Origin of the sequence: Paenibacillus sp. FSL R10-2782 (assembly GCF_038592985.1) — a bacterium.
GTDB classification, from domain to species: domain Bacteria; phylum Bacillota; class Bacilli; order Paenibacillales; family Paenibacillaceae; genus Paenibacillus; species Paenibacillus terrae_C.
Map to the genome: position 1 here is coordinate 656,937 of NZ_CP151951.1, position 11,856 is coordinate 668,792.

Sequence of the window (11,856 nt, forward strand, 5' to 3'; positions counted from 1 at the left end):
AAGTTCATGATGATTACTTAGTCATCCAAAGCGATGCCTCTAACGGAGGCGAGATTAAAAAATTATATATTTCTTCAAAATCCGTTATCCCTCCTCTTGTTGTGGGGAAAGAATATTACTTCGTGTCAGACCAAAGGTATTTTCAACGTCCTTATATCCGTTTTGTAGAAGACTAAAACATGAAAGGTCGCTTTGTTGTCCTTTCACAAAAGCGTATTTCTGTTTCCACTCTCTTAAAGTATTTATGGAAATGGTATAAATAGAAAATGACAGATATATAATGAACAATAAGCACCATCATAACCATGTAGCTAGTGGTTTTGATGGTGCTTTTATACATTTTCAGGGGAAGAATGATTTAGTTTATGCCTATCTGGCCGGGATGCTGCGTGTCCCCTCTGTCATCGGGGATGAGCAGAGCGGGCACACTGGCGGCGTGCCTGCTCCAGCCGAAGCCGTTCGGCGGGCGCCTGTCGTATCGCGCCGCATCCACGCCTTGCAGGCGTCGTCGGTGCATTTCCACACGGGCACGCTGATGCGTGGCTCCTCCCGTGTACTTGCCACCGACGAGGCCGTCCGCGCGGACCCGCTGCCCGGTCCGGGTCTGCTGCTCACGCGGGCAGCCGTGCTGGACACGGCCGCTCCGCTGCTGGAGCGGCTACCATGCCCGGCAGCTCCCTTCGGCTGGCTGAAGCTGGTGCGCCGCGTTTCCTGCTTGGAAGCCTCAGGGGGTGTGACCCCATAGGCTTCCAGCAGGAAGCGCGACACGGCGGCAGGCTTGCCGTGGTTGGAGGCGGGGGAGGTGATGTATAGCAGCTCCTTCGCCCGGGTGACGGCCACGTAGGCGAGGCGGCGCTCTTCCTCCAGCGCCGCGTCGTTATCTACGGCCGCTGCGGGGGCTGCGCCTGCCCGCCGATCCTCTGGCAGCTCGCTGTGCAACGCAGAGCTGTGCGGCAGGATGCCTTCGCTGGCGCCGATCCAGTAGACGCAAGGGAACTCCAGTCCCTTGGCTCGGTGGATCGTCATGAGGCGGACAGCATCGCTGTCTTCCTCTCTGCGCAGCGATTCCATCTGACGGTGGCGCTCGGAAAGCTCGTCCGCAAAGCTGACGAACGCCTCCACCGTGTCAAACCGCTTCGCCGCCGTTTCCAGCTCCTCCAGGCTTTCCTGCATTGTTTCCTTATAATGAGTCCATGCGCCTGTATCGCCGCTTTCCAAATATTTATCATAGAAAACACGCCGCATTTCCTGAATGGCATAGGTCGGCTTCATCGTGGTGAGGCTGCGAATCAGCCGGATACGCTCCTTCACCTGTTCACGCTGAAAGTCGCGCAGCCGATCCCAACGGCTGAGATGGATTAACGGATATTTTTTAGCCTGCTGCTTTTCCTCGCGCATAATCCATTCCATCCCTGCTTCACGGGAGACATACAGCGGCCCAAGGGTACTCGGAATGGATTCCATCCGCCGGGGGTTCAACGACAGACGCAAGTGATCCATCAAGGGACGAATCAGGGATTGGTCATAAAATACAGCCCCGGCTCCGTACTGAATAAACGGTACATCCCGCATGATTAATTGCTCAAAAATAGAACGGCTTCCGCTGGCTGTCCGATGCAAAATTGCGATATCCCTATAGCGAAGCCGACCTTCCTCTACCTGTCCGAGCAGATGTGTAACAATATGCGCCGCTTCTTCCTCCGGCCCGGATGGCGTGGCAAACTGTGGGGGCAGGCCCTCACGTCCGGCAGCCGACAGGCGCTTGGAGCGTCGGTGGACGTTTTTGGCGACAATGTTGGAGCCCAGCCCCAAAATCCGCGCATCGCTGCGGTAATTAATATCAAGGGTAATGACTTTCGCATCCTTGTAGACCTTGTCGAACTCCAGAATGGATTCCTGACGTGCCCCGTTAAAGGTGTAGATCGTCTGGTCATCATCACCGACGACCATCAGATTGCGGTGACGGGCAGCCAATCGCTGCACCATTTCATATTGCAGGGCATTCGTATCCTGAAACTCATCGACCATGATGTGGGAAAAACGCCGTTGAAGCGGCTGAAGCACATCCGGGTCACGTAGTAGAACGGAAGCACGCAGCAGAATATCGTCAAAATCCATTTTATTGCGTTCCTGCTTCCAGGCTTCATAAGCGAGCATGGCACGCTTGGCATCCGATTCCTCGCGTACGGTTTCCGGCAGCTCGTCTGCGCTGCGGCCTTCCGCCTTCCAGGCGGAGAGGGCGGACAGCAGGCTTTCAGGCTGGAAGGCCTCGCTAAGCCCGAGCTGGCGCAGCATCATTTTCATAACGGTGTGCTGGGCCTGCGTTTCGCCGAATACTTCATCCTGCACACCGCGATGCCGCAGCATCGCCAAAGCGAACGAGTGGAAGGTACGCGCTTGGACGGCACGTGCGGCTGCCGGGCGCACACCGGGCAGTCCTGCGATGCGCAGCTTCATTTCGGCAGCCGCCTTGCTGGTGAAGGTCACCAGCAGGATGGACGATGCAGGAACATCTCGCAGTGCCATCAGGTAGCCCGCACGGGCGGCCAACACGGTGGTTTTGCCGCAACCTGCCCCGGCTAGTGTCAGCAGGGGGCCTTTACCATGACGGACAGCCTGAATTTGCGGGCGATTCAAGTGAATACCCGCGTTCTCCAAAGCTCTGAAATAAGCCGAGTCGCCGTCACTGTCAGATACCAGCGTTGAGCTGGTATCCATAGAAGCACGGGGGGCCTGCGGGCTTGACGCTGAATAAGGAACCCCGATAGGACGGGGGTAAAAAGCAGGATTTGGGTCCATGATCCTGAAACCCCTTTCGATTATAAAATCTTCCATTTTCACAAATGGGGGTAGTTTTTGGTATGATAGAGTTCTAGTCAGCATAAGCTGCTCTTGAGAACAAGACGATGGACTGAAATATATGCTGAAACGCATGCGGGTCTGGACAGATCGTTAGAACGTCAGAACGTTGCCGCTGATGTTTGCATCCTTCAAAAAGGCGATATGACCGCATTCCATTATACAGGAGTTCGAGGTTTGCCAACAGAAAAAAACTTGGATATATGCACGGTACGGGGAAATCCGGCTGGATATAGGGAGGAAATCACGATGAATCTGATTCAACGTATTAAAGAAGGCGCGAATCGCGCTACAGAAAAGGCACAGCATGCTGTCGAGATTAGTAAAATAAATTCACAAATTACAACGATTCAGCAGGAAATGGATGTTCATTTTTTGCGAATGGGTCAAATTTTTTATGAAGGCTACCGGGCATCCGATATGTCGGTGGCAGAAAAGGAAATGACACAGCTATCTACCGCTTGTGATGAGCTACAGGATGAAATTGACGAGCTGCGCGGTAGAATTGCAGAGCTGAAAAATGCTTATTTATGCACCTGTGGAGCTGTTGTGCCGCTGGATGCGAATTTTTGCCCGAAATGTGGGCGCAAGCTGAATGAGGGACAGGCTGCTTCCAAGCAAGTGGCTGCTGTGCGCGAAGAAGTGCCCACGGGTGTATATTCGTTTGATCTGCGCAAGCAAGAAGAACCAGCCAAGAGCTCTGAGCCTGCTTACAACCATTACGAAGAGCATGGGCCGTATGATCAGCATGAACTGGAGCAGCATGAGCTGAATGAAACACATGATCCATCCAGCCTGGACCGTAACTATACAGTTTCCGATTTTACACCGGAAGAAAAAGCGGCCTTCGATGAAGAGTGGGAGCGTCGTCGCCAGGAAGAACTGGAGCAAGAGCACCGTCGATTGGAGGAGCTGGAACGTGAACGGGAGCGTCAGGAGGAACTGGACGAGCGTATTCGATACTGGAAGGCCAACAACTCCGAGGCAGAAAAGCCAGCAATTCCGGCTGCACAGGTACGTGAGAATGTGAAATGCCAAATTTGCACAGCCGAGCTGCCCAAAGGCTCCAAGTGGTGCCCGCGTTGCGGAGCTGAACAGATTTGACGCAGCCGAGCAGGCTACCGCAGGACATGGACAGAACGCCGGGCAGCATAGGGGGAACGGAATATATGGAGCGTTTGCTGCAACATCTGCGGAATCTGGGATTTACGGAAATGGAAGCCAAGGTTATGATCGAGCTATCAAGGCAAAATGCGGCCTCCGGCTATGAAGTCGCCAAGCGTCTGGGTGCATCACGCTCCAACGTATACGCGGCTTTGCAGCGTCTGGCCGGGCAGGGGTATCTCAGGGCGAGTGCTGGAGAGCCTGTGCGCTACAGCATGCTGCCGTCGGATGAGCTGACCCGGATGATTGAAGGGCAGTTGCAGGAGTCCCTGCGTGCGATTGAGAAGGAAATGCCAAGAGCAGAGCCAGCCCAGCCGACCTTTTATAACGCGGAGGGCGACCGGAATGTACTGGAAAGCCTGTCACGTGAGCTGGAACGGGCGGAGCATGAGATTGTGCTTGATTTGTGGCGGGAGGAAGCTGAGCTGTTACGGGCAGAATTGGAAAAAGCCGAAAAACGGGGTGTACGGCTGCTATGGTCCTGCGATAATGGCGAAAGCGTGCTGGGACCGTGGCTGCCGCGAGCGTCTGGCAACAACGGACAGGAGCCAGCGGGGCGCAAATTTTCTTTTGTCATTGATCGGCGCTGGTGCATGCTGGGCATGCGGGGAGAGAATTGCCCGACACAGGCGCTCATTACCGAGCATCCGGTGATGACAGGACTGCTGCTGAATCATTTTGCCCAGGATCTGATTCTGTACGAGCTGGAGCATGACATGGGCAGTGAACTGTCGACCCGGTATGGCTGGCGGTATGAGGGCATAATCGGTAAATATATGTCCGCTGGAGAATAAAATAAGTTTTATCGGGCGGGAAGTTCCATCAGAGCCCGGCATATAGATGTAATGTATCCGGCCTTATGAGGTACGAATTGATCCGATGTGATCAGGCGACGATGCTGTTCGGGGCTCGGCCCCGAGGATATGCCGTTGGCTTCGAGAAAAGGAATGCGGCCTTCGAAGAGGGCCAGTGCCTGTTCGAGGTCTGCCTCGTATAGCCCGGCCACTTCTTCTTGCTGGAGACGATAGTCCTCCAATGGCTGGTTCGACAGCAATCCAAACACCGAGCTGACCTCACGGTCCCAAAAAGATGTGCCCTGCGCGGTTCCTTTGCTCTCATATCGGACGGCCATCAGCGGTGTCAATGAGGTAAAGGGAACGTGAATGCCCAGTTCTTCCTCTAACTCACGTGCTGCCTGAGATACCTCCTCACCTGCCGTTAAATGGCCTGCTGCCGTAATATCGTAGTAGCCGGGAAAAGTGTCCTTCGTATCCTGGCGCTGTTGAAAAAGCAAGCGGCGGCCTGTTGAAGTATCTCGTGCCAGCCAGCAGTGAAAGGTATGGTGCCAGTATCCCTTGGCGTGTGCATCTTGGCGGGAAGCTGTGCCAAGGGGCTTATCTTCATCATCATAGATGTCCAGAAGCTCGCTAGTCATCGTGGTTCCTCCTCATTATAAGCAGATGTAAAAGGTCTATTTTACAGTATAACGTGTTTTCCGTCCTGACGATATGAAGGCGGCTATGGAATGTGGAGTGGGGTTTGGGGTATGCTGGGAACGTGGAGATTTACGCCATAAAAATAGGTATACGATCGAAAGGAGCGATTTTACATGGAATGTATCGTACATTTTCGGGTCATGCATCCGGAAGAACCCAAGGAGCTGCGCGGATTGATTATGCTGGAAAGCGGTGGCAAGCCGGGTATTGATCAAATCACGGATATGTTCAAAAATATGGGTTATGATGTCCGTCCGGACAATCCGGAGGAATTGATTTTCAAGCCAGTCGATGCCAGAGCGAATTATACATATATCCGGGTTATTGAGCTGGATACGGGTGAGGAAGTTTATCAGGAAGACCGGGATTTACGTGCGATCCTTGAAACCTTGCTGAATAAGCATTAAGAGTTTAGGAGGGCTACGAATAGGATGAGATCAAGCTGTCCTGTTGTCATTTCATAGAAACGGAGAAAAGAAATATGAGATTGTATATCATTCGGCACGCAGATCCTGATTATCCGAACAATACCATAACTCCGGAAGGGCATTTAGAGGCTCAGGCCCTGGCCAAGCGGCTTTCCAGTCATGGACTGGACCGTATTTATGCTTCTCCTATGGGGCGTGCGCTGGATACGATGCGATACACCGCCGATTCTCTCGGTATGACTCATGAAGTGGAGCACTGGACGCAGGAGCTGGGATTGAAGCTGGAGGAAACGCCTTACGGGCGTCTCTCTCATTGGGATTTACCCGGTGAAGTGATCCGCTCTGAGATGCCTCTGCCGACGCATGACTCCTGGAAGGAGATTTCCTATTATCAGGGAACGCAAAGCCCCGAAACCTTCGAGCAGCTAAAGCTGCATTCCGATGAATTCTTGAAGCGCCAAGGCTTTGAGCGGGTTGGGGGCAAATATCGGATTTTGAAGCATACCGAAGACCGGGTGGCCGTATTTTGCCATGGCGGCTTCGGACTGACCTGGCTTGCCCATCTACTGGAGCTGCCACTGGCCCTAGTCTGGTCCGGTTTCTGGATGCCGCCTAGCTCCGTAACCACGATCTTGTTTGATGAGCGTTCCAAGGAGTGGGCGACTCCCCGTTGCATCGGCTTCGGTGACGTCTCCCATCTATACGCAGAGGGCTTGCCCGTCAGGCCCCGTGGCATTATCACCAATTTTAGCTGATCAAGCCTTCAATACTATAATCAAAGCGGCTTAGACGTTTCATCGTCTAAGCCGCTTTTTGTAGTTATATCAATGGTTCTTGATCGACGCTTCCCGGCTGAAATCGGTTAGTGTGCTTCTACGTAACCTTCCAGCTTGGAGGTACAATGTGCGCAGCGGGTTGCAGCCTTGGGAATTTCCGACAGACAGTGTGGACACTCCTTGGTCGTTTTTTCTTGAGGAGGTTTTTCTTCCTCTTTACGCTTCAGCATGTTGATTCCTTTGACCAGCAGGAACACGCAGAAGGCCACGATCATAAAGTCAAGCAGGACGTTAATAAACTGTCCGTAAGCAAGAACGGCGATCCCTGCATCTTTGGCTTGTGCCAGAGTCATGCGTGTACCGTCAGCATTCAAAGGCTCGGCAGTTCTTAAAGCAACATATAGGTCTGGAAAATTCATGCCGCCCAGAAGCTTACCAATCGGAGGCATAATAATATCATTTACTACAGAAGTGACAATCTTGCCGAACGCTCCACCGATGATAACACCGACCGCGAGATCAATCACGTTACCCCGTACAGCAAATTCCTTAAACTCCTTAATAAAACCTTTTCCGTTCATATGAATGCTCACCTTCTTTACATAAAATCATTTATCTATAATACATGCTATGTCAATTGAGGGCAATTCCAAATTGTTTATATTGCACCTTGTCACAAATCCACAGCTTCATTTGTCTTCTAAGTGTAAACCAATGATGGAGGCGATGTTTCGTGAGTTTAAGACTGAATTACAGAGCAGTGAGCCCAAGTACGTTTAAGACTATGATGGAGATGGAAAAATATATTTCCGGACGTTTTACAGACAAGGTGCTGTATGAGCTGCTGAAAATCAGAGTATCCCAGATCAACGGGTGTTCCTATTGCTTGGACATGCATGCCAAGGATCTACTGAAACTGGGGGACTATGGGGATCACATTTTGCAGTTGGCCCTGTGGCGTGAGATTCCTTTGTTCACACAAAAAGAACGTGCTATGCTTGAATTAGCTGAAGCAGTTACCCGTATTTCTGAACAAGGGGTGCCTGCGGATTTGTATAATCGGGTCAGGGAACATTTTAGTGAGGAAGAATATGTGGACTTAATCATGGCGGTTAACGTCATTAACAGTTGGAACCGGATTGCTATTGCGACGGGGATGTATCCGGGTAGTCTCTAATCGAACAGGGGGCCATACTTTGACTGGCAAAGAACACGGGATTGAACCAGAATCGGCGGATTTAAGTCTGGAGGAGCTATATCAAAGGTATCGTAAATATTCTTTTGCCATTGCTTATCGAATGCTTGGGACAGTAACGGATGCCGAGGATGTAGTTCAAGACTGCTTTGTCGAATTGAGGAATAAGCCCCTGAAGAACTTACAGAATCCCAAAGCCTATGTTGCCAAAATGACGATGAATCGGTGTCTGAATCTGCTGAACTCTGCGCGGAAGCAAAGAGAGACATATGTTGGACAGTGGCTGCCAGAGCCGCTTGGTGAGAGCGCCGATCTGCCAGCGGATTGGTTGGAGCGTAAAGATATGATATCTTACGCTTTTCTGGTTCTGTTGGAGCAGCTCAAGCCGATGGAACGGGCTGTTTTTGTGCTCAGGGAAGCTTTTCAATATGACTATAAAGAGATCGCGGAATTACTGGGAAAGACCGAAAGTAACTGTCGTCAGCTGTTCAGTCGCTCCCGCCGTATTCTTGCTTCCGAGGAATCTGCCCATGCTGATTCGATTAGCGGCAGTACGATGAATCCTTCCAGAATAAAGGTGCTGGAACGTTTTACGGCCGCCTTTCTCGCCTACGATGTTAGCGCTATGCTGGAGCTGCTGGCTGAGCAGCCCGTATTTGTGGCAGATGGCGGAGGCAATGTGCATACGGTGATGAGACCCATGGTCGTTCGCAAAGGCGTTCTCGCCTTGCTAACCTCTCGTCGGGTATTAACCGTATTACGGGAGAGAGAACTGGTTCGCACCGTTATCAATGGTGAGGTACAGCTCGTATTCTTGAAAGAAGGCACAGTGAGGGAGGTCTTGTGCATCAGTCTGACACCGGACGGGGAGCATATTCAGGATTTTTACTTGATGATCAATCCGGACAAGCTGGGGCATATTCGGGTATGAGCATAAAAAAGGCGACAAGCCACAAAAACCTTGATTCCTTCTCAGGATCAAGGTTTTTGCTGTTTTTAAATCCTGGTTAAATATACACATGCTCTCACAACTGCCGAGCTTGATGGAGGGCTAGATCACCCATCCAAGGAAGCTTGAGCCACTTGCCTTGTCCAGCATGAATGATCAGGACGATCCATAAGACGATGCCTGCCAGTGTCAGCAGGGAAGCGAGTGGAGGGCCGAGTAGCGGAATGAGTCCTGCGAGCACATGCCCGATCATGAGGGCTACGAACAGAAAAATGGATTGTAGAGCGTGAAACAGAACGAACCGACTTTTCTTTTCCAGCAACACGAAGGCCAATGCACCAAGGAATGCGAACAGGTAGCACAGGACAGCTGCTATATTTTCATCCATTCCTGTGGAAGACTTGTAGACTGACATGTAAGGCCAATCCCCCTTTATAGGTTATTCATACGCAAGCTCCGTACTATACAGGGTATGAGGACAGGAATTAAGGTTATGCCAACCTGCGGCAGAAAAAGTTCAAGCCGAGCATGTGTATAAAAACACGAAAAAAACTGAACGAGTAGGTTTCGCTCAGCCTTTTTCAACGTTATCCACATTTTTTGCACATGTTGTACGCAATTTATCCACTGATTCATAATATTTATCCACAAAATAAACAGTTGTTATACACAATTTGTGCACAAATTGTAGACAACATAGGTTGTATCCACGCTTTGTACACAAATTGTGCACAATATATCAACAAGATATACTTATCTGTGGATATTTTATTTAGATACTTTCTTTCCCGTATTAACGATCTCCGCGTTGTAAACGGCGGCGGGGATGTGTAATTTTACCCTTTTTATTCTCGTCATCCTCTTTGGGGACAAGTCGTTCATCGGTACGTCCGTCATGATGATTGTCAAAGGCGTATTCGGTCATTTTCCACTCGGAATCGCCTAGAACAACATCGGCGGGAAAATGCTGTCCCCGATGTAAATGCTGCTCATGTCCGTCCTCATCGACATAAATACCGTCTACTTCTACCTTCTCACCCGTTAGCGGGAGCAAATCCTTTCCTTTGCGTTCCATTGGTATCCCCTCCGTCTGACTTTTTCAATGTTAATTTGTCCGTATGGAAGGGATTTTATCCACAAGCTGGTGCAAAATATCCTCGGCAATCCGGTCTGCAGGATGAGGTTTGCGTAATTGCTCAATGGACTGTTTCATTCCTATAGCGAGAGAGGGATTGGAGATCAGGTCGACGCAATGTTGAATCAGCTCTTGCGTATTACGGGCAATGCGAGCGGCTCCCTTTTGCTCCAGATACAGGGCGTTATTCAGCTCCTGACCGGGTACAGGCTTGAACACAAGGATGGGCAACTCGGAGGCGATGCTTTCCGAGAGAGTGATGCCGCCGGGCTTGGTAATGACCATATCGCTTGCGTGCATAAGTGCGGGTACATAGTCGATGAATCCGAAGATGTGGATATCGGGGTGGTCTGCATACAGCCCATCCAACTCGGCTTTTAGCTGCGGATTACGTCCGCAGACGATCAGTAGCCGCAGCTGCGGGAGGCGGCTCAATTGCCGACAGATGTCCAATATACCGGACATCACACCATAGGCACCTGCCATAATGAGCAGCGTTGTAGTTCCCGGATCTGGCAGTGGAATTGGATAATCATCAACCACATCAGCATCTTCTGGATCAGTATCATCAGCAAGCCTTTTATAAAACGAAGCATGAATGGGGATACCTGTGGCGACAATCCGCTCAAGAGAAATTCCCCGCTGTGCGGCTTCCTGCTGTATATCCTCGGTTGCCACATAGTAGCGGTCGATATCGGGATGCAGCCAACGTCCGTGCAGGTCAAAATCCGTAACCACGTTTACAAGGGGCAGCTTCATCCCCAATTTGCGGCGTAACGCCGGGAGAGCGAGCTGCGGGAACGTATGTATGACAAGGTCAGGCTTCTCCTTTTCCAGAGTGAACGCAAGCTGGCGCATTCCAAAGGAATGCAGCACACTGCCAAAGGCTGATTTTGCCTGCATTTCACGGGTTATGTTATAGACCCAACCGTAAAGCCAGGGAATGGTCTTGAAGCTTTGCATATAGACAAATTTGGTTAAACCGTTCAACCAGGGGTGGGATTCAGCCATCAGGTCAAGTAACCGAACCTCGCAGCGTCCGAGCCTCCGCAAGCTGTCCATAATAGCTCGGGCGGCTTGCACATGGCCTTCTCCGTAGCTGGCATACAATATTAAAATTTTTGGTGCTGCGGCTTCCATCATGTCTAGCCCCCTATAATTCAATAAGCACATGTAGCTCACTTCAGGAACGTTCGTTTCCATTCTCCTTGTATGTTTATTTATTTTACCCCAAACACATACGCCGCAAAAGCCGATAAATAGGTATACCCTCCTGTAATAGCCAAGATGGCAACTCCAATATGACGTGTAGCGTAAAATTTGGGTAAATTATATGTAAAATTTCTGGAAAGCTGAAAGCTGTACTTGAATATGTTATACTAGGGTAGTGATTCAGCCAATAGAAATTCGGTTAATAATAGTGTCAGGTACATGCCTTGCATAAGGCGTTCCCGACCTAAGCTGCAATTAGACATACTACTTCACTGCATAAGGACATCAATACTTTTCGGCATTCTCTTCAACGGAGCACTTATTTTCAACGTTTTGGGAGGGAGTAACATGGCAACGAAAGGTCACAATGAAGTTAAGGAAAGTCTGCGGGAAATGACTCGAATTTTCCGGCCTAAGGATCCCAAAAAATTTGTAAAGGAATATGTGCGAAAATACCGGATTACAGGAGGGTATGAGGAAGAGTTGACCATGGTGGTGGAAAACGAACTCGGTCGCATAAATTCTTCAGTATCTTAAAGGGTTCGATGACCCGCAAAACATAGGATTACGACTTTTATAAACCGTCTATCCACAGAGGAGACGGTTTTTTTGTGTCCGCCCTGCATACAATGGGATAGGTCG

The 11,856-nt window shown here is 50.4% G+C and carries 13 protein-coding genes; 7 read left to right on the forward strand and 6 right to left on the reverse strand.

Annotated elements, in window-relative coordinates; genetic code table 11:
- Window positions 1-369: 369 nt before the first annotated feature.
- Entirely contained in the window at window positions 370-2,799 is a 2,430-nt protein-coding gene (locus tag NST83_RS02955) for a UvrD-helicase domain-containing protein (protein WP_342416514.1), read from the reverse strand.
- Between the two features lie 309 nt (window positions 2,800-3,108).
- On the opposite strand from NST83_RS02955, the gene NST83_RS02960 reads away from it, so the two are divergent.
- Window positions 3,109-3,963 (forward strand): zinc ribbon domain-containing protein, encoded by an 855-nt coding sequence (locus NST83_RS02960; RefSeq protein ID WP_342416515.1) that lies wholly within the window; start codon window positions 3,109-3,111, stop codon window positions 3,961-3,963.
- A gap of 65 nt (window positions 3,964-4,028) precedes the next feature.
- A complete protein-coding gene (locus NST83_RS02965) occupies window positions 4,029-4,817 on the forward strand; it encodes a helix-turn-helix domain-containing protein (protein ID WP_342417857.1) in 789 nt (262 codons plus the stop codon).
- A gap of 8 nt (window positions 4,818-4,825) precedes the next feature.
- Here NST83_RS02965 and NST83_RS02970 read toward each other — a convergent pair whose 3' ends face one another.
- A complete protein-coding gene (locus tag NST83_RS02970; protein WP_342416516.1) occupies window positions 4,826-5,458 on the reverse strand; it encodes an NUDIX domain-containing protein in 633 nt (210 codons plus the stop codon).
- Window positions 5,459-5,632: 174 nt separating this feature from the next.
- Between NST83_RS02970 and NST83_RS02975 the strand changes: the two genes are divergently transcribed.
- On the forward strand, window positions 5,633-5,926 hold the full coding sequence (locus NST83_RS02975; protein ID WP_013308601.1) for a hypothetical protein: 294 nt from the start codon (window positions 5,633-5,635) through the stop codon (window positions 5,924-5,926).
- Between the two features lie 74 nt (window positions 5,927-6,000).
- Window positions 6,001-6,702, forward strand: coding sequence for a histidine phosphatase family protein (locus tag NST83_RS02980; protein WP_342416517.1), 702 nt, complete (start codon window positions 6,001-6,003; stop codon window positions 6,700-6,702).
- Between the two features lie 107 nt (window positions 6,703-6,809).
- Here NST83_RS02980 and mscL read toward each other — a convergent pair whose 3' ends face one another.
- A complete protein-coding gene (gene mscL, locus NST83_RS02985) occupies window positions 6,810-7,304 on the reverse strand; it encodes a large conductance mechanosensitive channel protein MscL (protein WP_137061441.1) in 495 nt (164 codons plus the stop codon).
- A gap of 152 nt (window positions 7,305-7,456) precedes the next feature.
- Between mscL and NST83_RS02990 the strand changes: the two genes are divergently transcribed.
- Complete coding sequence (locus NST83_RS02990; protein WP_137061442.1) at window positions 7,457-7,900, forward strand: carboxymuconolactone decarboxylase family protein; 444 nt, start codon at window positions 7,457-7,459, stop codon at window positions 7,898-7,900.
- Window positions 7,901-7,919: 19 nt separating this feature from the next.
- Window positions 7,920-8,849 carry a sigma-70 family RNA polymerase sigma factor gene (locus NST83_RS02995; RefSeq protein ID WP_342416518.1) on the forward strand — a complete coding sequence of 310 codons (930 nt, stop codon included), beginning with the start codon at window positions 7,920-7,922 and terminating at the stop codon, window positions 8,847-8,849.
- Window positions 8,850-8,943: 94 nt separating this feature from the next.
- Here NST83_RS02995 and NST83_RS03000 read toward each other — a convergent pair whose 3' ends face one another.
- The 3 genes from NST83_RS03000 to NST83_RS03010 form a co-directional block, all read right to left on the reverse strand.
- Window positions 8,944-9,282: a DUF4870 domain-containing protein gene (locus NST83_RS03000; protein WP_342416519.1), complete on the reverse strand. Its 339-nt coding sequence runs from the start codon at window positions 9,280-9,282 to the stop codon at window positions 8,944-8,946.
- A gap of 378 nt (window positions 9,283-9,660) precedes the next feature.
- Window positions 9,661-9,942 (reverse strand): transposase, encoded by a 282-nt coding sequence (locus NST83_RS03005; RefSeq protein WP_137061445.1) that lies wholly within the window; start codon window positions 9,940-9,942, stop codon window positions 9,661-9,663.
- Between the two features lie 30 nt (window positions 9,943-9,972).
- Window positions 9,973-11,142, reverse strand: coding sequence for a glycosyltransferase (locus NST83_RS03010; RefSeq protein WP_342417858.1), 1,170 nt, complete (start codon window positions 11,140-11,142; stop codon window positions 9,973-9,975).
- 420 nt (window positions 11,143-11,562) lie between these two features.
- Here NST83_RS03010 and NST83_RS03015 point away from each other — a divergent pair, with 420 nt between their 5' ends.
- A complete protein-coding gene (locus NST83_RS03015; RefSeq protein WP_007428354.1) occupies window positions 11,563-11,751 on the forward strand; it encodes a hypothetical protein in 189 nt (62 codons plus the stop codon).
- Window positions 11,752-11,856 lie beyond the last annotated feature (105 nt).

Bases quoted from the DNA above. Each gene is read 5' to 3' on its own strand.
- NST83_RS02955 (WP_342416514.1), bottom strand. From the start codon at position 2,799: ATGGACCCAAATCCTGCTTTTTACCCCCGTCCTATCGGGGTTCCTTAT.
- NST83_RS02960 (WP_342416515.1), top strand. From the start codon at position 3,109: ATGAATCTGATTCAACGTATTAAAGAAGGCGCGAATCGCGCTACAGAA.
- NST83_RS02965 (WP_342417857.1), top strand. From the start codon at position 4,029: ATGGAGCGTTTGCTGCAACATCTGCGGAATCTGGGATTTACGGAAATG.
- NST83_RS02970 (WP_342416516.1), bottom strand. From the start codon at position 5,458: ATGACTAGCGAGCTTCTGGACATCTATGATGATGAAGATAAGCCCCTT.
- NST83_RS02975 (WP_013308601.1), top strand. From the start codon at position 5,633: ATGGAATGTATCGTACATTTTCGGGTCATGCATCCGGAAGAACCCAAG.
- NST83_RS02980 (WP_342416517.1), top strand. From the start codon at position 6,001: ATGAGATTGTATATCATTCGGCACGCAGATCCTGATTATCCGAACAAT.
- mscL (WP_137061441.1), bottom strand. From the start codon at position 7,304: ATGAACGGAAAAGGTTTTATTAAGGAGTTTAAGGAATTTGCTGTACGG.
- NST83_RS03000 (WP_342416519.1), bottom strand. From the start codon at position 9,282: ATGTCAGTCTACAAGTCTTCCACAGGAATGGATGAAAATATAGCAGCT.
- NST83_RS03005 (WP_137061445.1), bottom strand. From the start codon at position 9,942: ATGGAACGCAAAGGAAAGGATTTGCTCCCGCTAACGGGTGAGAAGGTA.
- NST83_RS03010 (WP_342417858.1), bottom strand. From the start codon at position 11,142: ATGGAAGCCGCAGCACCAAAAATTTTAATATTGTATGCCAGCTACGGA.
- NST83_RS03015 (WP_007428354.1), top strand. From the start codon at position 11,563: ATGGCAACGAAAGGTCACAATGAAGTTAAGGAAAGTCTGCGGGAAATG.